The following is a 25581-nucleotide window of genomic DNA, read 5'->3' on the forward strand; positions in this document are numbered from 1 at the left end:
GGCTGCCTAATTGATCGGCTAATTCGATTTCCCACATAAGGAGCGCTGCATGTTTGATCTCTATATTGCCAACAAGAATTACTCTTCTTGGTCGCTGCGCCCTTGGGTGCTGATGAAAGCGCTGGAGATTCCGTTTAACGAACACCTGATGCCGTTCGAGGGTGGTTTGGGTGCAAGCCATGCCACCTTCATTCGCTTCTCACCTTCAGGTTTGGTGCCCTGCTTGGTGGATGTGACGGATGAAGGCGAGCTGGCGGTGTGGGACTCCCTGGCGATTATCGAGTATCTGGCCGAGCAGCACGCTAATGTTTGGCCGAGTGATAAAACCGCCCGCGCCTGGGCGCGCTCAGCCACAGCAGAGATGCACAGCGGCTTTAGCGCCCTGCGCGACGAGTGTCCAATGAACTGCGGTATGCGGGTGGAATTGAATAGCTTATCGGCCAATCTTAAGGCCGATGTGGCACGCTTGGATGCGCTATGGCAGCAGGGGATTGAGCGCTTTGGCGGGCCGTTTTTAGCGGGTGAGCACTTCTCAGCAGTAGATGCGTTTTATGCGCCTGTGGCGTTTCGCGTGCAGACATTCAACCTGCCGATCCATGAGAAATCCCAGGCATATGTCGAGCGCTTGCTAGCGCTGCCAGCAATGCAAACTTGGTATCAAGCCGCGCTCGAAGAGCCATGGCATGAGCCCATGCACGAGGCCGATACGCTGAAAAATGGCACAGTCACGGACGATCACCGCAAAGCTTAACCTGTCAGACTATTCACCAGAGACACCCGGCATCGGGTACACTGACGCAAATTTCGTTTGGACATTTCCATGGCTCTTAGCGCAACGCCCTACAAAGTTGATATCAATCTGACCGATCTGGATCGCGGGGTGTATGAAACGCTGCGCTTTACCGTGGCTCGCCATCCGTCAGAGACCGAAGAGCGCATGACCGCGCGCTTGCTTGCTTATGTGTTGTGGTACAGCGAGACGCTGGCCTTCGGGCGTGGGCTTTCAGATGTAGATGAACCGGCACTGTGGGAGAAAAGCCTAGACGGTCGCCTACTGCACTGGATCGAAGTGGGTTTGCCCGATGCCGAGCGGATTACCTGGTGCTCACGTAGGGCAGAGCGCGTGTCGCTACTTGCTTACGGCCGGGTAGAGCAATGGGAGAGTAAAGTGTTGCCCAGCGTGGCATCACTGAAAAATGTGCATGTGGCGGGGCTGCCACAAGAGGCCCTAGCGATTATCGCTAAAGACCTGCCTCGGGCGATTAACTGGGCAGTAATGATCAGCGAAGGATCGTTGTTTATTACTGATGAAAACGGCCAACATGAAATCACTCCGCAGTGGCTGCTGCGCGACAGATAGTGATTCAACTAAGTCATTGGCCTACCAACTTTCGTCTAGTCGACTACGCTAATAAATCTAAACAAATGACAGCAGAAGGGGTGGCCTACGAGCCACCCTTTGATGTTAGTGACTTAGCTCTTTTCTGTAGAAGACTGTAAAAGTATGCTTGCTATCTTTTTGCACAATTACATACAATCAACAATGTTTGTTGATGTTCTTCAAAAGTGGCCTCAAAAAAACACTCCCCAGGACAATCTCAAGGAACGAGCAATGAAAGGTACCTCCCCTCTACGATGGCAGCTGCTACCGCTAGTGGCTGTAGTAACCCTGCTGTCAACGCTGGCACAAGCCGACGATAGTGTCCTCTCGATTAAGCACGCAAATGATGGCATGGCCAGCAGCGATGATGGCCACTTTACCAGTGGCTTTGAGATTAATTGGACGTTTCAGCCTGAAGCACAAAGCTGGACGCAACGCTTGGCCACCGCTTTACCCGATAGCCTTATTGGCAGCGCTGATATGGCAGCTTTTCGTTTGGTGCATCAGATTTATACGCCAAACAATATTGAGCAGCGTGGACTGATTGAAGATGATCGCCCCTACGCCGGGATTGTTTACGGCGGTATCTCACTTTACGAAGACGTGCCCATGGGCAATTGGCGCCAAGCGACTGACCTGCACCTGGATATTGGTTTGGTAGGGCCTTCGTCGCTTGCCGATAGCATTCAACGCGAAGTGCACCGCATCACCGAAAGCGACCGCCCCAGCGGTTGGGATAACCAGCTTGGCGATGAAGCCATCGTCAACGTCGCCATGCGTCGCCAGTGGTGGTATAGCTCCCCTTTGATGGGTAAGCAGTTTGCCCATGGCCCCAGCGTTAGCGCCGCTTTGGGCAACCTTTACACCTATGCAAGCGCCGGGTATAGCGTTCGCTGGGGTGATGAGGCGCCTAGCATTCCTACGCTAACGCCAAGCCCTGGTAGCCGCTACCACATGACCGGTAAAGCGGGGTGGCAGTGGTACCTGTTTGCCAGCGTAGACGGTTACTACATGGCGCAAAACCTGACGCTTGACGGCAATACGTTTAGAAATAGCCACTCGGTTGATCGCAAAGAGTGGGTAGGCGACGTATCAGCAGGGCTGGCGCTGGCCTGGGAAGATTGGCAAGTCACTTACGCGGCAGTTCAGCGCTCACGTGAATTTGACGGCCAGGAAGAGCAGGATAAATTCGGCTCTATCACGCTATCTAAGCGCTTCTAAACGGTTAGGTGAAATGAGGTGAGTAGAAGCGCCCAACGGGAAAGGAGTATTGCTTATGGCTAACAAGTATCCTCACACTCCCGATGGACGCTATTTTGTCGCCAAAAATCGGCTTTGGCGCTGCACTGACCCGCGTTTAGATGAAGACGAAAAGCGAACCCATATCAAAGCATTGATGAAAGCCCGCAGGGCGGTCAGAACAGCCCAGCAGCAAGACGATGAAGACGCGCTGCGCCAAGCCCGCAACGCGGTGCAAAGCGCTAAAGAAGCCCTCGGCGAGCGTGGCCCGGTATGGTGGGATGATGACGCCCCCGATGAAGGCGGTTTGGCGCCCCATAACAGTTCCTATGCCGAGTGGTGGGAGAGTAAACGGCAGCTCCCCTAATTTATATTAATTTATAATTCACGGTTGGGGCTTGCGGTGTTACGCTCTGCCGCTTTCCACGCATACTAAGGGCAACCTGTGAAGATCAAAGCAGACCTCTCCATTTTAGATATCATTGGCCATCTACTTGTCTGGGTGGTGTTGAGTATTATCACGTTTGGCATAGCGTTATTTTTCTTTCCCTATTCGTTTGCGCGGTTTGTCATCAATCGCACATCGCTAGTTGATGCCAGCACTGGCGTCGAGCGAAAAATGGTTTGCGATATCAACCTGTTCAGCAATATCGGCCATATCATCCTATGGATGTTGATTTCGCTGGTCACCTTTGGTTTAGGGTATATTTTCTACTTCTATCGAGTTTGGAATTACGCGTTGAATAACTCGCGGATTGAGTCAGTTTAGTTTTTCTCGTTAAACAGAACTCGGCTTGGAGTATTGATGCTGCACCGGGGCCTACGCTGAGAGTTCAAGCGTAGGCCCTTTTTTGGGTGACTAATTACTCGCTATCAGCCAGCTTATCTTGTGTGCGAAGCTCAAAGTCGCTGGCATCATGACGTTCATGCAACTGCTCGTGCGGCTCGCCAAAAGAGCGGTTGACCATACGGCCACGTTTAACGGCGGGACGTTCATCAATCTCTTCAGTCCAGCGCAGAACGTTCTTGTAGGTATGGGCTTCCAAGAATTCAGCCGCTTCGTAAACGCGATTTTTCACTAGTGCGCCATACCAAGGGTGAATCGCCATATCGGCAATGGTGTACTCATCACCCGCCATAAAGCGGTTTTCCGCCAAGTGGCGGTCAAGCACATCAAGCTGGCGTTTTACTTCCATGGTGTAGCGGTCAATCGGGTACTGATACTTTTCCGGTGCGTAAGCGTAAAAGTGGCCAAAGCCACCGCCTAACATCGGTGCGCTGCCCATTTGCCAGAACAGCCAGGAGAGACACTCGGTGCGTTTCGCCGGGTCGCTGGGTAAGAACTCGCCAAATTTTTCAGCCAAATAGAGCAGGATTGCGCCAGACTCAAACACCCGCTGGGGGGGATTGGTAGAGTGATCCATTAGGGCGGGAATTTTGGAGTTGGGATTCACCTCGACGAAGCCACTGCTGAACTGATCGCCTTCGCCAATTTGGATCAGGTAAGCGTCGTATTCGGCACCAGCTACGCCTTTCTCCAACAGCTCTTCAAGCATCACGGTGACTTTGACACCGTTAGGCGTGGCCAGGGAGTAGAGCTGAAGAGGGTGTTTGCCTACCGGCAGCGCTTTGTCATGGGTAGGGCCTGCAATTGGGCGATTGATATTGGCAAATTTACCGCCGTTGCCAGGTTCCCACTTCCAAACACGCGGGGGTGTATAGGTATTGTCGCTCATTCGTTTCCTCGCTATAAATGGTTTATCGATAATGCTGCGGCTATTATTCGTGGCAGAGGGTGATTAGCCTGATAATAAAGTAGCTCATTTTCTTCAGAGGTGACGGATGCGTGTTATTGGTGTGTTGGGCGGTATGAGCTGGGAGTCGACCCAAGGCTATTACCGAGCCCTAAACGAGGGCGTAAAAGCAGCGCTGGGCGGATTTCATTCGGCTAAGATCGTGCTGGTTAGCGTCGACTTTGCCGACATTGAAGCGCTGCAACAGCAGGGCGATTGGCACGCCGCTGGTGAACAACTGGGCAACGCTGCCCAAAGTGTTGAGCGCGCGGGCGCCGACTGCCTGCTGATTGCCACCAATACCATGCATAAAGTGGCGCCCGCTATTGAGCAGGCGATTACGATTCCGCTACTGCATATTGCTGATGCCACCGCTGAACAGCTTACCGCTGACGGAATCACTCGTGTCGGCCTATTGGGAACGCGCTTTACCATGGAGCAGGACTTTTATATCGGCCGCTTGGAAAAGCAGTTCGGTATTGAGGTCGTGGTGCCCGATCAGTCTGAGCGCGACACTATTCATCGGGTGATCTTTGATGAACTCTGCCAGGGTCGAGTAGAAGATGTATCGCGGCAGCGCTACCTGGCCATCATTGATTCCCTGCATGCCCAAGGAGCCCAGGCGGTGATTTTAGGCTGTACTGAAATCGCTATGCTGGTGAACCAGCGTGATACCACAGTACCTCTTTACGACACCACCGCTCTGCATGCCCAGAGAGCGGTGGCGTGGGCACTAAATGATTAATCTAGGTAACGACGCTTAGACCAGTGTCAGGGTGACATTAATATTGCCACGGGTGGCATTGGAATAGGGGCAGACAACATGGGCTTTCTCGACCAACTGCTGGGCAACGTCTTGCTCAAGGCCGGGCAGACTGATTTTTAGCTCGACTTCGATGCCAAAGCCGGTAGGAATGGCGCCGATACCTACGTGGCCATCAATTTTCGTATCCTGAGGAAGCTTTACTTTCTCCTGGCCAGCGACATGCTTAAGCGCACCTAAAAAGCAGGCCGAGTAGCCAGCAGCAAATAGCTGCTCAGGATTGGTGCCATCACCGCCTGCGCCGCCCAGCTCTTTGGGCGTGCTGAGTTTAACATCCAGCGCGCCATCGGACGATTTGGCCTGGCCTTCACGGCCGCCAGTAGCAGTGGCGTGGGCACGATAAACAACGTTTTCAATAGTGGTCGTCATTCTGTATCTCCTGTCGGTGTTTTCATTATGAATCTGCGCTATTAACTTAGCGCAGCTTTATTTTGCGCGCAATATAAATGGTAAATAAATCTCTATGCCCTGCGCTAGAAAGCGAAGGCTATTGGTTCTTTTGCAGGCTATCACGCAGCCGCACTAAGTCCTCTTTCAGCGTGGTCAGTGCCTCGATCGATTGCTCGCTGGCATGCACCACACAGCTTGGAATATGGCACGCCTGTTCGCGCAACGCTTTGCCTTTTTCAGTGAGATAAAGCTCGACCACGCGTTCGTCTTCGTGGCTGCGTTTGCGATTCAACAACTGATCGGCTTCAAGGCGCTTGAGCAGTGGCGTCAGTGAGCCAGGATCGGTTAGTAGGCGCTTACTCATTGTGCCTACCGTGATGCCATCGTTTTGCCACAGCACTAGCATCGCCAGGTATTGCGGGTAAGTAAGTCCCAGCTTTTTGAGCAAGGGTTTATAAACTTTGGTCATCATCAACGAGGTTGAATAGAGCGCAAAGCAAAGTTGGTGATCGAGCTCTAATTCGCTACAAGATGGTTGCACAAGTATGGTTCCGATCCGAAATACATCGCCTAATGTAGCGCGGGAAGCAGTTAGTGGCTATCCCTAGACGTTGGTCGTAAGTTGGCAGTTTTGTTTTGACACGCACAAGGCGGGTAGCTAGCCTTCGCATACTCAATGTTACCGGTAACAAATTGCCGTTCATTGAATCGGCCATTAACAACATCGCTATTAACGACTCAGCTATTAACAACCCAGTCATTAACAACAATGAGTATTTGGAGACAACGCTATGACCTCTATTTGGCGCAACACGCTGACCTTAGTCGGCGCGACCACCCTGACATTTGGTATGGCCCATGCCCAAAGCCCGGAGCTCTCTGATCCGCCTGAAATTGAAGGCGAGGTAGTCGGCGACCACGGCTCGCATACTTTGCGCATGGGGATCGGCCTGGCGGAAAGCTCTCCGCAGTACCTATCCAGCCAATACTTTGGTGAGATTCTGGAGCAGCGCACCGACGGCCGCATTACGGTTAACGTTTTCCCTAACAGTCAGTTAGGCGACGACGTTCAAATGATGGAAATGCTGCAAACCGGTACGCTGGATATGACCTATCCCTCTAGCTCGGCGACCACTGGTTACGTTGAAGAACTGGCCGCTTTTGATCTGCCCTTCCTGCTACCTAGTCGTGAAGCCGCTGTAGCGGTCATGCAGAGCGATGTTGCCCAGGACATGCTGGACGCCTTTGAAGGCACCGGTCTGAAAGCACTCGCTTTCTCTGAAAATGGCTATCGTCAGCTTTCGAACAGCGCTCGACCGGTGGCTAGTCCTGATGACGTTGCAGGTCTAGATGTGCGCGGTTTAAGCGTTCGTACCATGGAAAACCCGGTACACCTAGCGATTTGGGAAGCCTTAGGTGCCAACCCCACGCCAATGGCCTTTGGTGAGCTGTTCTCCGCCATGGAACAGGGCGTGGTTGATGGTCAGGAAAACCCCTGGAGCACCATCCTGACCTCTAACTTCAACGAAGTGCAGGACTATGGCACTGAAACACGCCACGTCTATACTCCCTTTATCATGATGCTTTCCGAGCGTACTTGGGATCGCATGGCGCCTGAGTATCAAGAGTTGGTGCTGGAAGCCGCTCGCCAGTCCGCTGAATATGAAATTCAGCTGTCTGCTGAGTATGATGACTGGTCTCGGGATCAGCTAGCAGAGCGAGGAATGGAAATTACTCGCCTGGACGACGAGCAGTTAGCCGCGTTCCAAGATGCCGTTCAACCGGTTTATGAAGAGTGGGCGCCGCGTATTGGCGAAGACCTGATCGCCGACATTCAAAAGATCGTTGAAGAGAGCAGCAACTAAACCTTACGTTTAGCGCACCGTTGGGCAGGCCATCGAGCCTGCCCAACGTGTCAGTGCTTCTGGAGCTCCTATGTCACTCTCCTCTACACCCCCAAATACCCCCACGCCGATTGAAGATCCATCGGTGTATCTGGATGACCCCAATCGCAAGTTGCTGGAAATCGATACCGATACCCGCCAAGGCCCTGCACTGTTCCGCTGGCTAACCTTAGGTATGGAGTATCTTATCGGCGTTATTTTAGTGGCGTTGATTGTGTCCGTTTCTTGCAACGTGGTAGGGCGCGCGCTGTTTAATTACTCACTGCCCTGGGCCGATGAGCTGGCGCGCATGCTGTTTATATGGCTGGTGTTTATCGGGGCCGCTGCGGCGTTTTCCCGTTACGAGCACATTGCCGTTGATGCCTTAGTACGGCGCTTGCCGCTGCGCTTGGCACACATGCTCTATTTACTGCAGCACCTAATTATTACCGGCCTAATGGTGGTAATGATTTGGGGTGGCTACCAAGTGCTGTCGCGTTCAAGCGGGCGCTCAGCGATTATGGATGTGCCATTGAGTTTTATCAGCCTTTCTCTGGTGCTGTGTGTCATCTTTATTGCGGTGGTAGCGGTGTGGCGAATGTGGGTCAGCCTTAACGTTATTCGCCACTCTGAGCGGGAGCGCTAATCATGCTATGGATTTTCCTGGCCATTTTATTGGTCTCTATCGTTATTGGGCTGCCCATTGCCTTTGGTTTAGGCGTGGCGGCGCTGGTCATGGCGGTACTCTCAGATATTCCGCTGTCGATTATGATCGAGCAGTCGATTCGTGGGGTGAACAGCTTTCCGCTGCTCGCCATTCCGTTCTTTATTTTAGTCGGTGAGGTGATGAGTAATGGTGGTATTGCTCGTCGCTTGATGGAACTGGCTGGCGCTATGGTCGGCTTTATGCGCGGCGGGCTAGGGCAGGTTGCCATTACCGGTTCGATGTTCTTTGGCGGCATCAGTGGGTCAGCGGTGGCCGATACGGCCGCTACTGGTGCGATGATGATTCCCTCTATGAAAGAGCAGGGCTACACCGCAGCTAATGCTACCGCAATCAATACCGTGTCGTCGGTGATCGGAATTATTATTCCGCCCTCCATCCCGCTGATTCTGTACGGCATCGTCACTGAAACCTCGATTAGCCGCCTGTTTATAGCCGGTATCATTCCAGGGCTGTTGATTGGCTTTGCGCTGATGGTGACCACCTATATTCTTGCCAAAAAGGATGGCGGCGGCGTGCAGCAGTTCCGCTGGGATCGTCTCTGGAAAGCCTTCAAAGATGCTTGGCTTGCACTTGTTCTGCCGGTCATCGTGATTGGCGGTATTATTGGCGGCGTATTTACCGCCACCGAAGCGGCCGTGGCGGCACTGCTTTATGCGCTGGCTATTTCGCTGGTGGTTTACCGTGAGTTCAAGATCAAAGAGCTCGGCGGTATGCTGATTCGCACTGCTCGTTTGACCGGCATGGTGATGATGCTGCTAGCGTTTGCGACGGTTATTGCTTGGTTCCTTACCATCAATATGGTGCCACAAACCCTGGTCAGCCAAGTGCAAGCGATAACTCAAGATCCGTTTATGCTGCTGCTGATTGTGGCGACTTTGCTGCTGTTGGTAGGTTTCGTAATGGACTTAACGCCGGCCATGGTCATCATGGCGCCCATGCTGGCACCGATCGTGACTTCGGTAGGTGTTGATGCCGCTTACTTTGGCGTACTGATGGCGTTTGTATTGGGCATTGGGCTGCTAACCCCGCCGGTAGGTACCTGCCTTTACGTAGGTTGTGGTGTGGGTAAAGTCTCCATGGAGTCGTTAGTCAAAGCCATGCTGCCTTACTATGTGGCGCTCTTAGTCGTGCTGGTAATTCTGATCGCTTTCCCTGGCATCGTGACTTGGCTGCCTGATCTTACCGCCGTGCGCGGCAATTAAGGTTCTTGGTAATGAATAGGAGAGCCGCAGTGAAGACCCACTCGCATCGTATTTTGGTGATGGGCGTGTCCGGCTCCGGAAAGTCGCACATTGGTCACCAGTTGGCGTTGACTCTGGGTGCCACGTTTATCGATGGCGATGACTATCACTCACCCGCCAATGTGGCCAAAATGGCCAGTGGCAAGCCGCTCAACGACGATGATCGGAGTGAGTGGTTGGACACCTTGGCGGCGCTGTTTGCCGAGTATCGGGCAAGGGGGGAGTCACTGGTGATTGCCTGCTCCGGATTAAAAAAGCGCTACCGTGATCGGCTGCGGCAAGGCGACCCAGCGCTGCAGATTCTCTATTTAGAGGGCAGCCGGGAGCTACTGCTTGAACGGCTTGAAACCCGGGCTGGACACTTCTTCAAAGGCGATACCATGTTGGCCAGTCAACTGGCCGACCTGGAACCGCCCAGTGAAGAGGAGGCCTTCAATGCCTCGATTGCCTTATCGCCCCAAGCGATCATTACGCAATTTGCTGCCACGCTACCGACGCCCAGCCGCTCGCCCATTTAAAGGAAGTAAGTTAAAGGAAAAATAAGCATTGGGGTCAGCTTTAGGGAAGACCTCAATGCTTACACCTTGAATAAGGCAGTTACTTTTTGAAGAAAAAACGTCCCACCCTGCAGGATATTGCCGACCACGTAGGGGCTACCAAAATGACGGTAAGCCGCTGCCTGCGTGACCCTGAAACGGTCTCGGAAGGCCTGCGCGAACGCATCTTCTCGATTGCCGAACAGATTGGTTATATTCCCAACCGTGCGCCGGATCTGCTTTCCAGATCGACCAGCCACTCTATCGGGGTGCTGGTACCATCGCTTACCAACCAGGTATTCGCCGATGTTATCCTCGGTATCGAAACGCTGACGGAGCCGGCGGGGTATCACCTGATGCTTTCTCACTATGGCTATAGCCCAGAGCTTGAAGAGCGCAGCCTGGCATCGCTGCTCTCCTATAATGTCGACGGCATCATTCTGTCAGATCGTGACCACACTTCGCGCAGCCTGCGAATGCTGGAAACCGCCGGTATTCCGATTGTAGAAATCATGGACACCCACCGCCCTCCGCTACAGCAGGCGGTGGGCTACGACAACGTTCAAGCTGCCTACGACATGGTCAGCGAGATGATCTTACGGGGTCGACGCCAGGTGATATATCTGGCGGTACGCTTGGATGAGCGTACTCGCCAGCGCGAACAGGGCTATCGCCGCGCCATGGAAGAGCACGGCTTGACGCCCGTTACCCTGCAGAGCGCCCAGCGCTCCTCTTACAGTGTGGGAGCGGCGCTGCTGCAACAGGTGATCACTGACTACTCCACGGCGGATGGTCTGTTCTGCACCAACGATGACGTCGCGGTTGGGGCCTATTTCGAGTGTCAGCGGCGGGGCATTGACGTACCAGGGCAGATGGCGCTGGCGGGCTTCCACGGCCACGATGTAGGCCATGTAATGACACCACGCCTAGCCAGTGTGGTCACCCCCCGTCAGGCCATCGGTGAAGCGGCTGCGGGGGAGCTATTAGCGCGGCTTCGCGGTGAGAAGCAGACCCAAAAAGTGGTTGATTTGGGCTATCGTATTGAAGTGGGGATGACCTTATAAAGCGCGTTATCAAGTAGCCGTTAGCGGCGTAAATGACTAAAGTAGCCTTTTACTTTTGTCGCGAGGCCGTCGTGCAGATTACTCAACTCAATATTTACCCCGTCAAATCGCTAAAAGGCATCAGCGTGACTCAAAGCGAGCTGCAAGAGCACGGGCTAGCCTGGGATCGCCGCTGGATGCTGGTAGACGCGCAGCAGCGTTTTGTGACCCAGCGCCAACTCCCGGCGCTTGCCACCGTTGAGGTCGCGCTGACCGATGAGCACTTGGTGCTGTCGCATCCTAACGTCGAGCCTATGAGCGTACCGCTGGCCGAGCCAGAGGGAAATTTGCGCCTGGTCAGCGTGTGGAATGACCACTGCAAAGCTCTGCCGGAGAGCGATGAAGTATCGCGCTGGTTGGTCGCCGCCCTAGGCGAGCAGGTTCAGGGGTTTAGCATGGTGCGCTTTGCTACCGAGTTTACCCGTGCCGTTGAAGAGGATTTCCTTGATGGCGGGGCGGCGCATACCTACTTTTCCGACGGTTACCCTTTTTTGGTTGCCACTACGGGGTCGTTAGACGCTCTAAATCAAGCGTTAGTGGCAGGCGGGCATGCTCCTGTGCCCATGAACCGCTTTCGGCCCAATATCGTCGTAGAGAGTGACGAGGCGTGGGCGGAAGATCGCTGGGCAACGTTGACTGAGCAAAATGGCACCTTTCAGCTAGCGTTACGTAAGCCCTGTAAGCGCTGCAAAATCACCACCATCGATCAGCATACGGCGGCAGTGCCTGCCCCTGCTGAACCGCTAAAAACCTTGATTGAACTCAATACGCAACCCAACCTTAAAGGCGCGCATTTTGGCCAAAATGCCACGCTGCTTGAAGGCGCAGGCAGCGTTATTCGTGTGGGGGATAGACTGGCGGCGGCGACTCGCGACGCTTAATGCGCAGCAGCTTAGTGGCAATCGCCGTGCCGATAAGGGTTATCACCATACCGGCGATAATCTGAAGGTTGAGCGTTTCGCCAAGCAGCAGATAGCCCCATATCAGCGCGCTCACCGGCACCAGAAAAGTGACCGTTGAGGTGGCAGTAGCGCCCGCGCTGGCGAGTAAGCCAAAGTAGAGCAGAAAAGCCAGCGTGGTGCTAAGCGCAGCCAAGGCCAAGGCATTGCCCCACGCCAGTGGGCTAATGGGTTCGCTTGGCCACAGCAATATGCCGGGAATCATCAGCACCAGCGCCGACATGGCGCTGCTGCCTGCGGCCAGCACACGGGTTGGTAGATGGCCAAGGCGTGTTTTTGAGTAGTTGCCCGCAATACCGTAGCAAAACGTGGCGCCTAAAACGGCCAAAATGAACCAGCCGTCGCCGCCCAGGGCAAAATCGAGCCGATCGGCAGAGAGCACATAAACACCCAGGAGTGCCAAGGCAAGTCCTAGGTACTGCTGGCGCTGTATCGCGGTAGCGAAGAATAGCGCACCAATTAGTGCAGTGAAAATCGGCGTGGTGGCATTAATCAGCGAGGTAAAGCCCGCTTCAAGGCGCGTGGTGGCAAGTGCCAGCAGTGAAAAAGGCAGTACGTGATTGACTACCCCTAAAAACAGCAGCGGCCCCTTATGCTGCCAGATGAGTCTCAGGTAGTGCAGGCTGATCAGCAGCGGCATCAATAGCAGCGCGCCAATGCCCATGCGCACCAGCACTAAAGGCACTGCACCGAATTCGGGGGCGGCCACGCGCATAAAGATAAATGACAGGCCCCATAGCGAAGAGAGCAGTATCAAGCGCAGCGCATCAGCCGACGACATGGCAAGTCCTTAACGTTCAAGAGGTGATCCAGTTAGGTAGCTAACTAGCTTAAGGCCGAATAGAAGGGGATGGAAGTGATTGAAGCACGGGTTCGGCAGAACAGGAGAAAATCAGCTACGCTGGTTAGGTGGTCGAGCGGCAACTGCCGTTAGGCCTTGTCTGATAACATGTCTATGCATAATCGCACACACAAGGAGTTGTTCATGGATCGTAAAGCTAGCGCACGTTGGGAAGGTGGTCTCAAGGATGGTAAAGGCACCGTTTCAACCGAAAGTGGCGTTTTAGATGCCAAGTACTCCTTCAGCAAGCGCTTTGAAGATGAAAAAGGTACCAACCCCGAAGAGCTGATTGGCGCAGCGCACGCCAGCTGTTTCTCAATGGCGCTCTCAATGATTTTGGGCGAGAAAGGCTATACCGCTGACGCCATCGAAACCAGCGCCAAAGTGACTCTTTCCCAAAGCGATGCTGGGTTCAGTATCTCGAAAATTCACCTGGACGTGGAGGCTGAGATCAGTGGCGCTGACGACGCCGCATTCCAGGAAGCAGCGGAAACGGCTAAAGCGAATTGCCCAGTTTCCAAAGTACTTAATGCGGATATTAGCATGACGGCTAAACTGAAGTCCTAAATTTTTTAGACTGTGATTTGCTTATAAGAAGATAGTTTTTTAATAGAGATGGCTCGCGTATAAACAGTGTGCGCGAGCCATTTTGTTGACTAAACTAATTTTAGCCTCTTAGGTGTTTTTTTAAGTTATAGGCATTAAAAAAGCCTTGGCAATTGCCAAGGCTTTTATTTACTGACTGGTGCTTATTTGTTGTCTTCGTCTTCGTTGCGATTGTACTCTTCAGCTGCTTCTAGCGCATCTTCTGACGCATTAACGGTGATGACATAATCATCGTCATCTTCGTTTTTGGTCAGCTCAAGCGAGTCCCATTTAATAGCGACGTTTTTCTCGCCCATACCTAAGAAGCCACCAACGCCAACAACAACAGCATTGATCTGGCCGTCTTCACCGATTACCAGATCAGTGATGGTGCCGATATCTTCGTCATCTTCGACGCTGCTTTTGACTTGGTTGCCGGTTAAAGCGTCAGCATGGAAAGTGTTTTCTGGCGTTTCCGTCAGGTAAGTTGCTTCCATGGTGGTGGTACTCTCTTCAGCATTTACACTGCCAGCGGCAAACATAAAGGCCGGAACCATGAGTGTACCTAGAATAGCGGGTTTGATCGTTTTCATTTTGCTTGCTCCTTGCGATTTTATTGGGCTTAACGACTCCGCGTAACAACCCGAATAAATCAATAGTGGCGGTATTGGCTTCGTCTAAAATAAGCGATAGCAACGCCGATACTATTATTCCTAAGTGTGTTAATTACCCTGGTTATTTAATGCACTAGGATAATTGACGCTATCTTGCGCTTCACTGCGCCAAGACGACTATCAGATTAGTCGCTGTGTTCAAAAATACAACCTTTCAAGTGAAATTTTTAAGTAACATAACCGCTGCTGTTCCGCCCTCATGGGCCTACACCGCGCCGTCGTGCGGCAGTCTGTCGAGTTGACCCGCCCTCGTTCAGTGTTCATATTCGTCTCCAAATGGCTCGCTTTTTATCCTTGGTTTGATAAAAGTGAGGTCACATAAAAAGGAGAATCCTGACCATGACTTCCCACCCTTTGCAGATTATTAAGCAGCTCTGCGTCAGTAGCGTTGCGCTAGGCGCTTGGCTATTAGCCTCAAGCGCAGTGGCCGATAGCAGCGAGCTGCCTAAAGGGCATTTTCTGCTGCCTGTAGAGGGCAATATGGTGGGCCAGGTGTATACCGTCACGGCGACCGAAGAGGATACGCTGCTGGATATTGCCCGGGCACACAACGTGGGCTACGAAGAAATTCGTATGGCCAACCCGGATACCAGCCTATGGGTACCGGGAGAAGGCACCGAGGTGACGATCCCCGGGCAGTATATTCTTCCCGATGAGACGCGTAGCGGCATTGTGATTAACGTGGCAGAGCTACGCCTTTACTACTACCCCGAGGTAGCAGAGGGCGAGACGCCGCGGGTCGAAACATACCCTATTGGTATCGGGCGGGATGCTTATAACACCCCGCTGGGAATTACCGAAACCACCATGCGGCTTGAAAACCCGGCCTGGTATCCACCTGAGTCGATTCGTCGTGAAGCCGCCGAGCGGGGCGAGCCAGCCCCAGCGGTGGTTCCCCCTGGCGCCGATAATCCCTTGGGTGAATACGCTATTTTGCTGGATATTCCCGGTTACCTGATCCATGGCACTAACCAGCCAGATGGCATTGGTATGCGTGCCAGCCGTGGCTGTATACGAATGCACCCGGAAGATATTGAGTCGGTCTTCTGGCGGGTACCGGTAGGCACCCAGGTCAATATTATCGATTCACCAATCAAAGTCGGCTGGGGTGAAGGGGGGAAGCGTTACATACAAGCCTTCACTGCGACGGATGAGCAAGTATTTGGTATGGAAACGCTGTTAAACGTTGTTGGCTTAATTGAAAAGCATGACGGTATTGGTGCCTCCAGCGCCAACTACGAGCAGGTAAGTGAAATATTAGAGCGAGCGAATGGCCAGATTGTGCCGATTAGCTAAACGATCGTGCAGCGCTAGCGTGCTGGATCCAACACCCCACCCAGCGATGCATTGCGCCGAAACCAGCCCGCGATGCTGGTACGCGGGCAGCGAGTAGGCAGTACTTCGTGGGGAATGGTCTCAGACAAGAAGCAGGCGAAGGTACCCGCTTCGGGTACCACCCGGGCGACCTCTTGGCTGGGGTCGTCCGGATGGTAGATCACCATCTCACCGCCACCGTCGCTGGGCCAGTCCGGCGTCAAATAGCCGACCGTGGATATCACGCGGTTAGCGCGACCACGAAAGCTATCCAGGTGGCGCTGATAAAAAGCCCCCGGCGGGTAGTGGGCAAAGTGGGCTTCGTACTCAAATAAGCCCAAAAACAGCGCGTGGTTAAGCGCCTGCTGTAGCTCGCTCATGGCGTCTAAGTAACGCCGCTGGGCAGCGCTTTCTCGATCAAGCCAGTGAATAGCGTCACCGCGGATATCTTTACGCAGCAGGTGCTGTTGACCGCGGCCAATGCCCGCTTCATCCAGTCCGTTATAGGCCGCCCGGTGTAGAAGCTCATTATTCAGCGCGCCGCATAGCTCCAGGTCAATAACCCCGCGGCCCACATACCAGCCCTGTTCAACCAGCGCATCCACAAGAGCGACCTGCGTCGTGGGCTGAAGCGCAGGTGAAGATGTAGCAACACTGGGTGTCATTGGTTGGATCTCGATGGCGCCGAACTGGAAACGGTTGTCGAGGGTGTCGATAGGCGGTTTTTGCGCTCAGGGTGGTGGCGCAGCGGCCCCTGGGGGCGCTGATATAAATCAATTGGCATACCGAAGCCCTCGGCCAGTAACTCGACCAGCATCATGGCAGATAATCCCCAGATCACATGGCCGTCCACATGATAGCTGGGCACGTAGTGGGCAACGCCATCCACGGTAATCACGTCGGTATGGGTGCGGTGATCGTCTAGAAAGTGACTTAGCGGCACTTCAAAAATAGCGTCTAGCTCGCCGGGGTCGGCAATCAGCGGTAAATCCGGCGGAATAATGCCCACCCAGGGGGTAACGCGAATACCGTGCAGCGAAATAACGTCCGACAGCCGCCCCAGGGGTTGCACCAGAGCGGGGTCGAGGGCAATCTCCTCTTCTGCCTCGCGCAGTGCCGTGGCGTAAAGGTCGCTATCAAAGGGCTCGCGCTTGCCGCCTGGGAACGCCACTTGGCCGCTATGGGTGCTCAAATGGCTGGCCCGCCGGGTAAACAGCAAGGTAGGCGCTGGGCGCTCGACAATCGGCAACAGCACGGCGGCCTCGGGCATCACGATGTGATCCAAGCGTTGAGGAGTCAGCTGTTGCAGCTGTTTACGCAGTTTCTCTAACATGGGGTATCCCGTTACTTTGTTCTCTTTTACCCAGCAGCGGTCATTGGCGTCAAGCGCGTCGAGGCTTCTATTCACTAGCCGTTGAGAATACGCGATGAACTTTTGCAGCCAGTGTGGTGATAAAGTACGTTTTGCCGTCCCGGAAGGCGATGACCGGCCTCGCTACTTGTGCGATGCCTGCGGCACGATTCACTACCAGAACCCTCGCATCGTGGCCGGCACGCTGCCCGTCAGCGGTAGTAAAGTACTGCTCTGTAAGCGGGCGATTTCACCGCGCAAAGGCTACTGGACACTGCCCGCCGGCTATATGGAAAATGCCGAATCAACCCAGCAGGCAGCTTCCAGAGAGACCCGTGAAGAGGCCTGTGCCGAGGTCGAACTGGCCAACCTCTACACCCTGATTGACCTGCCGCATATCAATCAGGTTTATATGATTTTTCGTGCCGAGCTAGTCGGCGGCTTCAGCGCCGGGCCGGAAAGCCTTGAAGTCGCGCTGTTCGAAGAGCATGAAATCCCTTGGGATGAGCTGGCCTTCATGACGATTGAACGCACCCTCAAGCATTTTTACGCCGACCGCCCCCGCAATGAATTTCCGCTGCATATCAGCATGGTAACGCCAGAAGATCGTGAGCGTTACTTTGGCAGTGCGTAATACTTTATTTAAAAGTCTGGTTATAGGTCGGCGAGTTGCCACACATCATAAGCGACTTCTTCGTAGGGGTGGGCAAGCTTCAAGGCCGCGATGGCACCGTGAATGTGCGCTTCATCGCAGAGCAGTTCGACTTTGAACTCTTCGACCTTTTCCAAACTGCCCACCGAGCCGATGTGCGGGTGGGCGCCTTCCGTTGGGCGAAACTGCCCCGTGCCTCGGGTTTGAAAACAGGCGTGTTCGTACGCCCCTATACGCCCGGCTCCGGCTTCGAATACCGCCTGCTTAACGCTTTCGGCATCTTCTACGGGGACAAAAAATGCGAGCTTATACATACTGTACCTCCAAACGATCAATCCAGTGTGAAACGTTGAACTCTGGCTATGTTAGCGGATAGGCGACTACTGGTCGCGGGCTTGGCTTTGTATGATGATGCTTTTATGACGTTTACCCACGACTGTTAGATGAGCCATCCTATGGATAAATTTGAGGTAAAGCTGGATCAGGCGGCCAGAGCCGCGTGGATGTCCTATGTAGGTGGAATGACTCAGGATGAGATCGCCAGCCAACTGGGTGTCTCAAGACCCGGTGTGCAGCGTTTATTGGCGTTGGCTCGCCAGGAGGGGTTAGTCAAAGTACATATTGATCATCCTATCTCTAACTGTATGGCGCTGGGCAGCACGCTGCGTGATCACTTTGGCTTGACCTTCTGTGAAGTGGTACCTGCCGATAGTCACGCAGCCGACGGCGCCGCCTCCTACCTGGCAGTCGCCGCTGCCGAGCGCATTGCGCAGCTGGTTGAACGCAGCGAACCGTTGACTCTGTCGCTAGGCACCGGGCGTTCGGTGCGGGCAGCGGTGGAAGCACTTAGTCGTGTTGAGCGGCCCCAGCATCGCTTTGTGTCGCTGGTGGGTAATGTCGCCCGAGATGGTTCGGCCAACCGCTACGATGCAGTAATGGTGATGGCGGATAAAACCGGTGGTGAGCGCTTTTTACTGCCCGCGCCGGTGGTGGCAGAGTCGCTGGCTGAAAAAGAGGCAATGCTGGCCCAGCGTCTCTTTACGGCGATTGCCGATGTGGCGCGGCAGTCAGAAGCTGCCTTTATCGGCGTTGGGCGCATCGACCGCCAGGCCACGCTGTTTCAAGACCATTTTATTAGCGAAAGCGAGCTGGATGAACTGCTGGGACTGAAAGCGGTAGGGGAGTTGCTAGGCTGGCCGCTGAACCGTGACGGCGAGGTGATCGACTGTTCGATTACGCGGCGAGTTACCAGCCTTCCCCTGGAACGTTTTGGTAAGCATCATATGGTGGCGATTGCCGGTGGCCGCGAAAAAGCCCCGGCGATTCACGCCGCGTTGCGCGGCGGCTGGCTGAAGGGCTTGGTGACTGACGAAGTGGCTGCTCGGCAGATCGTTGAAGCACTCTAGGGCTTTCAAACCGCTCTAGGTCTTTAAAACCTAAGTGGGTGCACTGCAACATGCATTAGAGGTAATGAATTAGCGTAAAGTCTAAGCTAATCAGCTTTGCTTTTTTTTGGCTTACGTACGATCATTTGTTCGATAGATGATCAATAAGATCAAGGCGACAACAATGCCAATACCAGCCCATAGGAGTGCTTTATGCGACTCGCACGTCACTTGCCCGTTACCACGCTAGCGGCCGCCATTGCCATGTCGGGCCATGCCCAGGCGCAAACCGAAATTACCGTGGCTACGGTCAATAACAACGATATGGTGATCATGCAGAGCCTCACCGAGGCTTTCGAAGAAGCTCACCCCGATATCACCCTGGACTGGGTGGTGCTCGAGGAGAACGTGCTACGTCAGCGGATGACCACCGATATTGCCACCGATGGCGGCCAGTTCGACGTGATGACCATCGGCACTTACGAAGTGCCTATCTGGGCAGAGCGCGGCTGGCTGTCCCCCCTGGATAATCTGCCCGACGACTATAACGAAGACGATCTACTGACCTCAGTGCGCGATGGTTTGAGCTTGGATGGCACGTTGCATGCGCTGCCTTTCTACGCCGAAAGCTCAATGATGTACTACCGTCAGGATCTGTTTGAGAAAGCGGGTATTGAAATGAGCGATCAGCCCACCTGGGAAGAGGTGCGTGAGTGGGCGGGCGAGCTGCACGGCAGTGAAGAGGGGGTAGCAGGGATCTGCCTGCGTGGTAAACCAGGTTGGGGCGAAAACATGGCCTTTGTTTCCACACTGGTGAATACCTACGGCGGTCGCTGGTTTGACGAAGAGTGGAACCCTGAACTCAACTCTGAAGCCTGGGTCAACGCTATCCAGTTTTATGTCGATCTGCTCAACGACTACGGCCCGCCAGGCGCTAGTTCCAACGGCTTTAACGAAAACCTGGCGCTGTTCTCCCGCGGTAATTGCGCGATGTGGGTAGATGCCACCTCGGCAGCGGGCAAGCTGTATGACGGCAATGAGTCCGATGTGGCGGACAGCTTAGGCTTTGCCCCAGCACCCGTGGCAGAAACACCCAAAGGCTCACACTGGTTGTGGTCCTGGGCGCTAGCTATCCCAGCCTCTTCAGAGAATCAGGAAGCGGCGCTTGAGTTTATTACCTGGGCGACCTCGCAAGAGTACATTGAGCTGGTCGGTGAAACCGAAGGCTGGACCAGTGTCCCCCCCGGTACTCGTGAGTCGACCTACGCCAATGAGCAGTACACCGAAGCAGCCCCCTTTGCAGACTTCGTGCTGAAGGCTATTCAAGACGCCGATCCTACCGACTCCACCCTGGAACCCAATCCCTATGTGGGCGTGCAGTTTGTGGGCATTCCAGAGTTCCAGTCGATCGGCACTCAGGTAGGCCAAACCATTGCCGCGGCGTTGACCGGTGACACCACGGTGGAGCAGGCGCTAGACAGTGCTCAGCGTGCCACCGAACGCACCATGCAGCGTGCCGGTTATCTAGACTGATGTGACCCGCAGTGCCTGCCTTGGCTAACCCGGCAGGCATTGCCCCCACACTGTTTCTGCAGGTATTTCCATGAATAAAACACGTGCTTCTGGCCGGACGGTCGGCGGGCTACGGACGCTTTCGCTTCAAGCGCCTGCTGTAACGTTGCTATTGCTTTGGATGATTGTGCCACTGGGTATGACGCTATGGTTCTCCTTCCAGCGTTATAACCTGCTAATGCCCGGTATGACTGGCTTTGCCGGGTTGGAAAACTATGAATACCTTCTCACCGACCCTGCCCTGTGGGCCGCTATGGGCAACACGCTGCTGCTGGTGGGATGGGTACTGGCGATTACCGTGGTGGGCGGTACCCTGCTGGCGGTGCTGTTTCAGCAGGAGTTTGCGGGGCGCGGGATCGCTCGTGTGCTGGCGATCTCACCTTTTTTTGTAATGCCCACCGTAAGTGCCCTGGTGTGGAAAAACATGATGATGCATCCCTCTAACGGGGTGCTGGCGTGGCTGTCTGAGTCCATTGGCCTGCCCGCTGTCGATTGGTTCTCCTCGCTACCGCTGACGTCGATTGTGATCATCGTTGCATGGCAGTGGCTGCCATTTGCACTGCTGATTCTGCTTACTGCCATGCAATCGCTGGATGAGGATCAGGTGGAAGCGGCGCGGATGGACGGCGCAGGGCCGGTGGCGATTTTCTTCTTTATCACTCTGCCGCATCTAAAGCGTGCCATCAGCGTGGTGATCATGATCGAGATGATCTTCCTGCTGACCATCTTTGCCGAAATTTTCGTCACCACCTCCGGTGGGCCTGGCTTGGCGACGACCAATCTGGCTTACCTGATTTACATTCGTGCGTTGCTGGATTTTGACGTAGGCACTGCTTCCGCCGGTGGGGTGATTGCGATCATTCTCGCCAATATCGTGGCGATCTTCCTGGTTCGTATGGTAGCCAAGAACCTGGAAGATTAGACCGGCACTTGTGTCTTGGGAGTACTTCGATGACAACATTAAGTTCCAAAACCGCAGCGCCACGCTCGGTGTCAGGGTGGCGGTCGGCGCAAAGCAAGCGCATCTTGCTGACACTTTTGGGGTGGTCGGTGGCGCTGGTGATCTTCTTTCCGATTTTCTGGATGATCCTGACTGGCTTTAAAACAGAAACAGCGGCGATTGCCGACCCCTCGCTGATTTTTTCGCCCACCTTAGAGAGCTACCAGGATGTGCACGCGCGTTCCGGCTATGCACGCTTTGCGCTCAACAGCGTTGCGGTGGCATTTGGCTCAACGTTCTTCGCGCTGCTGATTGCGATTCCTTCAGCCTACGCCATGGCCTTTTTGCCCACTAAACGCACCAAAGGCACGCTGCTGTGGATGCTCTCCACCAAAATGCTGCCCTCAGTGGGCGTGCTGGTGCCGATTTATCTCATTTTCCGCGACGTTGGTCTGCTCGACACCCGCACCGGGCTAATCATCATCTATACCCTGATGAACCTGCCGATTGTGGTGTGGATGCTCTACACCTTCTTCAAGGATATGCCCAAAGACATTCTTGAAGCAGGGCGTATGGACGGTGCCTCCACCCTCCAGGAAGTGTTCTTTCTGCTGCTGCCACTCACGCTGCCGGGTATCGCCTCAACGGGCCTGCTATCGGTCATTTTGAGTTGGAACGAAGCGTTCTGGAGTCTCAACCTAACGACCTCAAGTGCTGCGCCGTTAACCGCCTATATCGCCTCATTCTCAAGCCCTGAGGGGCTGTTCTGGGCCAAGCTGTCTGCCGCTTCCACCATGGCCATTGCGCCGATTTTGATACTCGGTTGGATGACACAAAAACAGATGGTGCGTGGCCTGACCTTTGGTGCCGTCAAGTAAAGGATCTTCCTCATGGCAACACTACAACTACACAATATTACCAAGCGTTTCGGCGACACCGAGGTCATCAAGGGTATCGACCTTGAGGTCAATGACCGAGAATTTGTGGTCTTCGTTGGCCCCTCCGGCTGCGGTAAATCGACCCTGATGCGCATGATCGCCGGGCTTGAAAGCGCGACGGATGGCGATATCTTGATCGACGGTCAGCGTATCAATGACGTTGGCCCTGCAGACCGTGGCCTCGCCATGGTGTTTCAAAGCTATGCGCTTTACCCGCACATGACGGTAGAGGGCAATATGGGCTTCAGCATGCGCTTGGCCGGAGTGCCCAAGGAGGAGCGTCGCGCCAAGGTGCTGGAGGCGGCCAAGATTCTACAGCTAGAGCCGCTGTTAGACCGCAAGCCCAAAGCGCTCTCCGGCGGTCAGCGCCAGCGGGTGGCTATTGGCCGTGCGATTGTGCGTAACCCCAGCATCTTCCTGTTTGACGAGCCGCTCTCCAACCTGGATGCCGCGCTGCGAGTGCAGATGCGTATTGAGCTGGCGCGTCTGCACGATGAGCTGGACGCCACCATGATCTACGTCACCCACGACCAGATCGAAGCGATGACCATGGCGGATAAAATCGTTGTGCTCCACGACGGCGTGGTCGAGCAGGTGGGCTCGCCCATGGCGCTCTACCATCATCCGCGCAATCGCTTTGTAGCAGGTTTTATCGGCTCGCCGAAAATGAACTTTCTGCCGGTAACGCTGACCAGCGTTTCGCCTGAAGGCGTAGGGATTCGTATGCCCGGCGGCGGTGAACGCAGCGTGCCGGTGGACGGTCAGCACCTGGAGGCCAACGCCCCCCTTGAGCTGGGTGTTCGCCCGGAACACTTAGTGCTCGAAGAGCAGGGGCCCCTGAGTGGCGAGATCAAAGTGCTGGAGCGGCTAGGTGGCCAAACCTCGCTTTATGTCCAGATGGACGACGAACTCATCACGATTATGGCCGATGGCGACGTGGCCTATCGGGTCAACGATACGGTGCATTTCGGCTTTGCCCCTGAGCGCGCCCACCTGTTTGACGCTGGCGGCCTGGCCTTGCCCAGCTTGCAACAGCATCCCTTGGCAGGGCTAACCCGACACGATAACCGCGCGCCCGGTTCGCCTTCTGAGGAGCCTGCATGAGGACACTCATCTTTGACTGCGATGGCGTGCTGGTCGACAGCGAGGCTCTTGCGGAAGGCACACTGGTGGAGTACCTCTCCCACTGGCTGCCCGATCTGAATATTGACCAGGAATTAGGCCAAGCGCTGGGGATGACCACGGCGGCTATTCTTGCTCATCTCGAAGCATTAAGCGCCCACAGGCTGCCATTGGATGCCACCGAGCAGGTGGATACCGCTATCGAGGCCCGCTTGGCGCAGGAGCTTAAAGCTATAGACGGCGCCGACAAGGCGGTTCGTGGCATTACCTTGGAAAAGGCGGTGGTTTCCAACAGTCGACGCAGTCGCGTATTGGCATCACTGGCAAGCACAGGGTTGGCCGATGCGTTTGGCGAGGTGCCCATTTTTACCGCTGATCAGGTAGCACACCCCAAGCCCGACCCCGCACTCTACCGATTGGCGGCCTCTCACTTAGGCCAAATGCCGCGGGACTGTCTAGTGGTAGAAGATAGCGTGGCCGGGGTGACGGCCGCCCGTGCCGCGGGAATGTGCGTGATTGGGTTTGTCGGCGCCAGTCATGTGGATGTTGATCAAGCGGCGCGCCTTACTCAAGTCGGCGCCTGGCGTATTTTAGAGCATATGCACGGCCTGGAAGCCCTGGTGAACGAGTGGCAAGCCAAGGCTTCCAGCTGTTCGCCTTAACGAGAGCATGACGATGAAACTAAACAACAAAATCGCGGTGATTACCGGCGGCGCGCGGGGTATCGGCTTGGCTATTGCTCAGCGTTATTTAAGTGAAGGCGCCAGCGTAGTAGTGGCCGATATTGATCGGGCCGCTATTGATGATGCTTTAGCGACGCTGCAGCAGCAGGCGCCTGCCGAAAAAGTGATGGGGCTCGAGCTGAATGTCTGCGATCAGGCCTCGATTGATGCCATGGTTAAAGCGGTAATAGAGCGTTTTGGCGGCATCGATATTTTGGTCAATAACGCTGCCATCTTTGATATGGCGCCAGTGCTTGAGGTGACCGAGGAGAGCTTCGATAAGCAGTTTGCGGTCAATACCAAAGGCATGTTTTTTACCCTGCAGGCGGTTGCCCGTTCGATGGTGGCCCGTGGTCAGGGGGGCAAAATTATCAATATGGCCTCCCAGGCAGGTCGCCGCGGTGAAGCCCTGGTAAGCGTTTACTGCGCCAGCAAAGCGGCTGTCATCAGCCTTACCCAATCCAGTGGTTTGGATCTCATCAAACACCGCATCAACGTTAACGGCATCGCCCCCGGCGTGGTGGATACGCCAATGTGGGAAGAGGTCGACGCGCTGTTTGCCCGTTTTGAAAACCGCCCGCTCGGTGAGAAGAAGCGCTTGGTGGGCGAGGCGGTGCCGTTTGGGCGTATGGGGCTTCCCGAAGACCACACCGGTGCGGCGCTGTTTTTGGCTAGCCAAGACAGTGATTACGTTGTTGCCCAGACACTCAATGTCGATGGCGGCAACTGGATGAGCTGAGGTGGCCATGACCCCTGATCTTGATACTTTAGCCCATCAGATTATTCGCGCCGCCGAAGGCGCCTCACGCTATCTGGTCGCGCTGGCAGGGCCGCCGGGGGCGGGGAAATCCTATCGCAGCGTCCAGCTCTGCGATGCCATTAATCAGCGCTTGCCGGGCCAGGCCGGGCTGGTGCCCATGGATGGCTACCACTTCGATAACGCTGTGCTGGGTGAGCAGCAGGTGCCGGTAAAAGGCGCGCCCCATACCTTCGATGTAGAGGGGCTGCGCTGTGACCTCGAACGCATCCGCCAAGGGGGTCATCCGGTAGCGGTACCGGTTTTTGACCGCCCATTGGATCTAGCCCGTGCCGGTGGACGACTAATCACCCTTGAGCAGCGCATCGTCATTGTCGAGGGCAACTACCTGCTGCTTGACCGCTCCCCCTGGCGCGAACTGCGACCGCTGTTCGATTGGACGCTATTTTTAGACGTCGATGATGTCCTGCTGATTGATCGACTGATCAATCGCTGGCTTGAGATGGGCCAGGATCGCACCGGTGCGCTGGAGCGCACCCACCACAAAGACATGCTTAACGCTCAATTAGTGAAGAGTTGCTGTTTGCCGCCTGACCAGCGCTGGCGCTAATACTTTGTGTTAGCCCCTTGGTGTTAGACCATTTTGTTAGCCC

The 25581-nt window shown here is 54.8% G+C and carries 31 protein-coding genes; 23 read left to right on the forward strand and 8 right to left on the reverse strand.

Features of this window, described 5'->3' with window-relative positions; all coding sequences use genetic code 11:
- The first annotated feature begins 49 nt into the window (after positions 1 to 49).
- The 5 genes from LMS44_RS06085 (at position 50) to LMS44_RS06105 (ending at position 3389) form a co-directional block, all read left to right on the forward strand.
- Positions 50 to 751: a glutathione S-transferase family protein gene (locus LMS44_RS06085; protein WP_022520522.1), complete on the forward strand. Its 702-nt coding sequence runs from the start codon at positions 50 to 52 to the stop codon at positions 749 to 751.
- Between the two features lie 69 nt (positions 752 to 820).
- Positions 821 to 1360 carry a YaeQ family protein gene (locus LMS44_RS06090; RefSeq protein ID WP_022520521.1) on the forward strand — a complete coding sequence of 180 codons (540 nt, stop codon included), beginning with the start codon at positions 821 to 823 and terminating at the stop codon, positions 1358 to 1360.
- Positions 1361 to 1612: 252 nt separating this feature from the next.
- Positions 1613 to 2602 carry a lipid A deacylase LpxR family protein gene (locus LMS44_RS06095; RefSeq protein WP_498947117.1) on the forward strand — a complete coding sequence of 330 codons (990 nt, stop codon included), beginning with the start codon at positions 1613 to 1615 and terminating at the stop codon, positions 2600 to 2602.
- Positions 2603 to 2657: 55 nt separating this feature from the next.
- Positions 2658 to 2987 carry a hypothetical protein gene (locus tag LMS44_RS06100; protein WP_022520518.1) on the forward strand — a complete coding sequence of 110 codons (330 nt, stop codon included), beginning with the start codon at positions 2658 to 2660 and terminating at the stop codon, positions 2985 to 2987.
- 78 nt (positions 2988 to 3065) lie between these two features.
- Positions 3066 to 3389, forward strand: a complete 324-nt coding sequence (locus LMS44_RS06105; RefSeq protein WP_022520517.1) for a DUF6693 family protein — start codon at positions 3066 to 3068, stop codon at positions 3387 to 3389.
- Between the two features lie 94 nt (positions 3390 to 3483).
- On the opposite strand, the gene yghU is transcribed toward LMS44_RS06105, so the two are convergent.
- Positions 3484 to 4356, reverse strand: coding sequence for a glutathione-dependent disulfide-bond oxidoreductase (yghU, locus tag LMS44_RS06110; RefSeq protein WP_022520516.1), 873 nt, complete (start codon positions 4354 to 4356; stop codon positions 3484 to 3486).
- 106 nt (positions 4357 to 4462) lie between these two features.
- On the opposite strand from yghU, the gene LMS44_RS06115 reads away from it, so the two are divergent.
- Positions 4463 to 5158, forward strand: a complete 696-nt coding sequence (locus tag LMS44_RS06115; protein ID WP_022520515.1) for an aspartate/glutamate racemase family protein — start codon at positions 4463 to 4465, stop codon at positions 5156 to 5158.
- A gap of 15 nt (positions 5159 to 5173) precedes the next feature.
- Here the strand turns inward: LMS44_RS06115 and LMS44_RS06120 are convergent, their stop codons facing one another.
- Positions 5174 to 5605, reverse strand: coding sequence for an organic hydroperoxide resistance protein (locus LMS44_RS06120; RefSeq protein ID WP_022520514.1), 432 nt, complete (start codon positions 5603 to 5605; stop codon positions 5174 to 5176).
- A gap of 118 nt (positions 5606 to 5723) precedes the next feature.
- Positions 5724 to 6167: a MarR family winged helix-turn-helix transcriptional regulator gene (locus tag LMS44_RS06125; protein WP_022520513.1), complete on the reverse strand. Its 444-nt coding sequence runs from the start codon at positions 6165 to 6167 to the stop codon at positions 5724 to 5726.
- Between the two features lie 250 nt (positions 6168 to 6417).
- Here LMS44_RS06125 and LMS44_RS06130 point away from each other — a divergent pair, with 250 nt between their 5' ends.
- The 6 genes from LMS44_RS06130 to LMS44_RS06155 all read left to right on the forward strand — a co-directional run bounded on the left by LMS44_RS06130 (position 6418) and on the right by LMS44_RS06155 (position 11997).
- Positions 6418 to 7491, forward strand: a complete 1074-nt coding sequence (locus tag LMS44_RS06130; RefSeq protein ID WP_009287266.1) for a TRAP transporter substrate-binding protein — start codon at positions 6418 to 6420, stop codon at positions 7489 to 7491.
- A gap of 70 nt (positions 7492 to 7561) precedes the next feature.
- The gene (locus tag LMS44_RS06135) at positions 7562 to 8155 is read left to right on the forward strand and encodes a TRAP transporter small permease (RefSeq protein WP_009287267.1); all 594 of its coding nucleotides are present in this window, start codon (positions 7562 to 7564) and stop codon (positions 8153 to 8155) included.
- A 2-nt stretch (positions 8156 to 8157) separates the two neighbouring features.
- Entirely contained in the window at positions 8158 to 9438 is a 1281-nt protein-coding gene (locus LMS44_RS06140) for a TRAP transporter large permease (RefSeq protein WP_009287268.1), read from the forward strand.
- Between the two features lie 29 nt (positions 9439 to 9467).
- Entirely contained in the window at positions 9468 to 9995 is a 528-nt protein-coding gene (locus LMS44_RS06145) for a gluconokinase (protein WP_022520512.1), read from the forward strand.
- An 86-nt stretch (positions 9996 to 10081) separates the two neighbouring features.
- Entirely contained in the window at positions 10082 to 11077 is a 996-nt protein-coding gene (gene gntR / locus LMS44_RS06150) for a gluconate operon transcriptional repressor GntR (protein ID WP_022520511.1), read from the forward strand.
- A 71-nt stretch (positions 11078 to 11148) separates the two neighbouring features.
- A complete protein-coding gene (locus LMS44_RS06155; RefSeq protein WP_041158127.1) occupies positions 11149 to 11997 on the forward strand; it encodes an MOSC domain-containing protein in 849 nt (282 codons plus the stop codon).
- Here LMS44_RS06155 and LMS44_RS06160 read toward each other — a convergent pair.
- Positions 11951 to 12856: a DMT family transporter gene (locus LMS44_RS06160; RefSeq protein ID WP_022520509.1), complete on the reverse strand. Its 906-nt coding sequence runs from the start codon at positions 12854 to 12856 to the stop codon at positions 11951 to 11953. The genes LMS44_RS06155 and LMS44_RS06160 overlap by 47 nt on opposite strands.
- Before the next feature lie 204 nt (positions 12857 to 13060).
- On the opposite strand from LMS44_RS06160, the gene LMS44_RS06165 reads away from it, so the two are divergent.
- Positions 13061 to 13483 carry an OsmC family protein gene (locus LMS44_RS06165; RefSeq protein ID WP_022520508.1) on the forward strand — a complete coding sequence of 141 codons (423 nt, stop codon included), beginning with the start codon at positions 13061 to 13063 and terminating at the stop codon, positions 13481 to 13483.
- Positions 13484 to 13665: 182 nt separating this feature from the next.
- On the opposite strand, the gene LMS44_RS06170 is transcribed toward LMS44_RS06165, so the two are convergent.
- Positions 13666 to 14094: a PRC-barrel domain-containing protein gene (locus LMS44_RS06170; protein WP_022520507.1), complete on the reverse strand. Its 429-nt coding sequence runs from the start codon at positions 14092 to 14094 to the stop codon at positions 13666 to 13668.
- A gap of 420 nt (positions 14095 to 14514) precedes the next feature.
- Here LMS44_RS06170 and LMS44_RS06175 point away from each other — a divergent pair, with 420 nt between their 5' ends.
- Entirely contained in the window at positions 14515 to 15471 is a 957-nt protein-coding gene (locus LMS44_RS06175; RefSeq protein WP_022520505.1) for a L,D-transpeptidase family protein, read from the forward strand.
- A 14-nt stretch (positions 15472 to 15485) separates the two neighbouring features.
- On the opposite strand, the gene LMS44_RS06180 is transcribed toward LMS44_RS06175, so the two are convergent.
- Both LMS44_RS06180 and LMS44_RS06185 read right to left on the reverse strand, forming a co-directional pair.
- The gene (locus LMS44_RS06180; RefSeq protein WP_022520504.1) at positions 15486 to 16154 is read right to left on the reverse strand and encodes a 2OG-Fe(II) oxygenase; all 669 of its coding nucleotides are present in this window, start codon (positions 16152 to 16154) and stop codon (positions 15486 to 15488) included.
- Positions 16151 to 16822, reverse strand: coding sequence for a CoA pyrophosphatase (locus LMS44_RS06185; RefSeq protein ID WP_022520503.1), 672 nt, complete (start codon positions 16820 to 16822; stop codon positions 16151 to 16153). The genes LMS44_RS06180 and LMS44_RS06185 overlap by 4 nt, the downstream gene beginning before the upstream one ends.
- Positions 16823 to 16916: 94 nt before the next feature.
- Between LMS44_RS06185 and LMS44_RS06190 the strand changes: the two genes are divergently transcribed.
- A complete protein-coding gene (locus tag LMS44_RS06190; RefSeq protein ID WP_022520502.1) occupies positions 16917 to 17474 on the forward strand; it encodes an NUDIX hydrolase in 558 nt (185 codons plus the stop codon).
- Positions 17475 to 17494: 20 nt separating this feature from the next.
- Here LMS44_RS06190 and LMS44_RS06195 read toward each other — a convergent pair whose 3' ends face one another.
- Positions 17495 to 17806 (reverse strand): YqfO family protein, encoded by a 312-nt coding sequence (locus LMS44_RS06195; protein ID WP_022520501.1) that lies wholly within the window; start codon positions 17804 to 17806, stop codon positions 17495 to 17497.
- A 141-nt stretch (positions 17807 to 17947) separates the two neighbouring features.
- Here LMS44_RS06195 and LMS44_RS06200 point away from each other — a divergent pair, with 141 nt between their 5' ends.
- The 8 genes from LMS44_RS06200 to LMS44_RS06235 all read left to right on the forward strand — a co-directional run bounded on the left by LMS44_RS06200 (position 17948) and on the right by LMS44_RS06235 (position 25538).
- Positions 17948 to 18898 carry a sugar-binding transcriptional regulator gene (locus LMS44_RS06200; RefSeq protein WP_022520500.1) on the forward strand — a complete coding sequence of 317 codons (951 nt, stop codon included), beginning with the start codon at positions 17948 to 17950 and terminating at the stop codon, positions 18896 to 18898.
- A 192-nt stretch (positions 18899 to 19090) separates the two neighbouring features.
- Entirely contained in the window at positions 19091 to 20410 is a 1320-nt protein-coding gene (locus LMS44_RS06205) for an ABC transporter substrate-binding protein (protein WP_022520499.1), read from the forward strand.
- 70 nt (positions 20411 to 20480) lie between these two features.
- The gene (locus tag LMS44_RS06210; protein WP_009287276.1) at positions 20481 to 21371 is read left to right on the forward strand and encodes a carbohydrate ABC transporter permease; all 891 of its coding nucleotides are present in this window, start codon (positions 20481 to 20483) and stop codon (positions 21369 to 21371) included.
- 29 nt (positions 21372 to 21400) lie between these two features.
- A complete protein-coding gene (locus tag LMS44_RS06215) occupies positions 21401 to 22267 on the forward strand; it encodes a carbohydrate ABC transporter permease (RefSeq protein WP_022520498.1) in 867 nt (288 codons plus the stop codon).
- A gap of 12 nt (positions 22268 to 22279) precedes the next feature.
- Complete coding sequence (locus tag LMS44_RS06220) at positions 22280 to 23431, forward strand: ABC transporter ATP-binding protein (RefSeq protein ID WP_138799958.1); 1152 nt, start codon at positions 22280 to 22282, stop codon at positions 23429 to 23431.
- Positions 23428 to 24111: an HAD family hydrolase gene (locus LMS44_RS06225; protein WP_498947124.1), complete on the forward strand. Its 684-nt coding sequence runs from the start codon at positions 23428 to 23430 to the stop codon at positions 24109 to 24111. Before LMS44_RS06220 ends, LMS44_RS06225 begins: the two co-directional genes overlap by 4 nt.
- A gap of 13 nt (positions 24112 to 24124) precedes the next feature.
- Complete coding sequence (locus tag LMS44_RS06230) at positions 24125 to 24910, forward strand: sugar alcohol dehydrogenase (protein ID WP_498947125.1); 786 nt, start codon at positions 24125 to 24127, stop codon at positions 24908 to 24910.
- Between the two features lie 7 nt (positions 24911 to 24917).
- The gene (locus LMS44_RS06235) at positions 24918 to 25538 is read left to right on the forward strand and encodes a nucleoside/nucleotide kinase family protein (RefSeq protein WP_159176351.1); all 621 of its coding nucleotides are present in this window, start codon (positions 24918 to 24920) and stop codon (positions 25536 to 25538) included.
- The last annotated feature ends 43 nt before the right edge of the window (positions 25539 to 25581 follow it).

The organism is Halomonas profundus (assembly GCF_020865425.1).
Classification (GTDB): Bacteria; Pseudomonadota; Gammaproteobacteria; order Pseudomonadales; family Halomonadaceae; genus Vreelandella; species Vreelandella titanicae.

Excerpts from the sequence above, each read along its gene's own strand:
- LMS44_RS06115 (WP_022520515.1), top strand. The coding sequence starts at position 4,463 with ATGCGTGTTATTGGTGTGTTGGGCGGTATGAGCTGGGAGTCGACCCAA.
- LMS44_RS06175 (WP_022520505.1), top strand. The coding sequence starts at position 14,515 with ATGACTTCCCACCCTTTGCAGATTATTAAGCAGCTCTGCGTCAGTAGC.
- LMS44_RS06230 (WP_498947125.1), top strand. The coding sequence starts at position 24,125 with ATGAAACTAAACAACAAAATCGCGGTGATTACCGGCGGCGCGCGGGGT.
- LMS44_RS06220 (WP_138799958.1), top strand. The coding sequence starts at position 22,280 with ATGGCAACACTACAACTACACAATATTACCAAGCGTTTCGGCGACACC.
- LMS44_RS06140 (WP_009287268.1), top strand. The coding sequence starts at position 8,158 with ATGCTATGGATTTTCCTGGCCATTTTATTGGTCTCTATCGTTATTGGG.
- LMS44_RS06100 (WP_022520518.1), top strand. The coding sequence starts at position 2,658 with ATGGCTAACAAGTATCCTCACACTCCCGATGGACGCTATTTTGTCGCC.
- LMS44_RS06090 (WP_022520521.1), top strand. The coding sequence starts at position 821 with ATGGCTCTTAGCGCAACGCCCTACAAAGTTGATATCAATCTGACCGAT.
- LMS44_RS06235 (WP_159176351.1), top strand. The coding sequence starts at position 24,918 with ATGACCCCTGATCTTGATACTTTAGCCCATCAGATTATTCGCGCCGCC.
- LMS44_RS06205 (WP_022520499.1), top strand. The coding sequence starts at position 19,091 with ATGCGACTCGCACGTCACTTGCCCGTTACCACGCTAGCGGCCGCCATT.
- LMS44_RS06120 (WP_022520514.1), bottom strand. The coding sequence starts at position 5,605 with ATGACGACCACTATTGAAAACGTTGTTTATCGTGCCCACGCCACTGCT.
- LMS44_RS06225 (WP_498947124.1), top strand. The coding sequence starts at position 23,428 with ATGAGGACACTCATCTTTGACTGCGATGGCGTGCTGGTCGACAGCGAG.
- LMS44_RS06095 (WP_498947117.1), top strand. The coding sequence starts at position 1,613 with ATGAAAGGTACCTCCCCTCTACGATGGCAGCTGCTACCGCTAGTGGCT.
- LMS44_RS06185 (WP_022520503.1), bottom strand. The coding sequence starts at position 16,822 with ATGTTAGAGAAACTGCGTAAACAGCTGCAACAGCTGACTCCTCAACGC.
- LMS44_RS06135 (WP_009287267.1), top strand. The coding sequence starts at position 7,562 with ATGTCACTCTCCTCTACACCCCCAAATACCCCCACGCCGATTGAAGAT.
- LMS44_RS06200 (WP_022520500.1), top strand. The coding sequence starts at position 17,948 with ATGGATAAATTTGAGGTAAAGCTGGATCAGGCGGCCAGAGCCGCGTGG.
- LMS44_RS06210 (WP_009287276.1), top strand. The coding sequence starts at position 20,481 with ATGAATAAAACACGTGCTTCTGGCCGGACGGTCGGCGGGCTACGGACG.
- LMS44_RS06190 (WP_022520502.1), top strand. The coding sequence starts at position 16,917 with ATGAACTTTTGCAGCCAGTGTGGTGATAAAGTACGTTTTGCCGTCCCG.
- LMS44_RS06165 (WP_022520508.1), top strand. The coding sequence starts at position 13,061 with ATGGATCGTAAAGCTAGCGCACGTTGGGAAGGTGGTCTCAAGGATGGT.
- LMS44_RS06180 (WP_022520504.1), bottom strand. The coding sequence starts at position 16,154 with ATGACACCCAGTGTTGCTACATCTTCACCTGCGCTTCAGCCCACGACG.
- yghU (WP_022520516.1), bottom strand. The coding sequence starts at position 4,356 with ATGAGCGACAATACCTATACACCCCCGCGTGTTTGGAAGTGGGAACCT.
- LMS44_RS06170 (WP_022520507.1), bottom strand. The coding sequence starts at position 14,094 with ATGAAAACGATCAAACCCGCTATTCTAGGTACACTCATGGTTCCGGCC.
- LMS44_RS06215 (WP_022520498.1), top strand. The coding sequence starts at position 21,401 with ATGACAACATTAAGTTCCAAAACCGCAGCGCCACGCTCGGTGTCAGGG.
- LMS44_RS06130 (WP_009287266.1), top strand. The coding sequence starts at position 6,418 with ATGACCTCTATTTGGCGCAACACGCTGACCTTAGTCGGCGCGACCACC.
- LMS44_RS06160 (WP_022520509.1), bottom strand. The coding sequence starts at position 12,856 with ATGTCGTCGGCTGATGCGCTGCGCTTGATACTGCTCTCTTCGCTATGG.
- LMS44_RS06195 (WP_022520501.1), bottom strand. The coding sequence starts at position 17,806 with ATGTATAAGCTCGCATTTTTTGTCCCCGTAGAAGATGCCGAAAGCGTT.
- LMS44_RS06085 (WP_022520522.1), top strand. The coding sequence starts at position 50 with ATGTTTGATCTCTATATTGCCAACAAGAATTACTCTTCTTGGTCGCTG.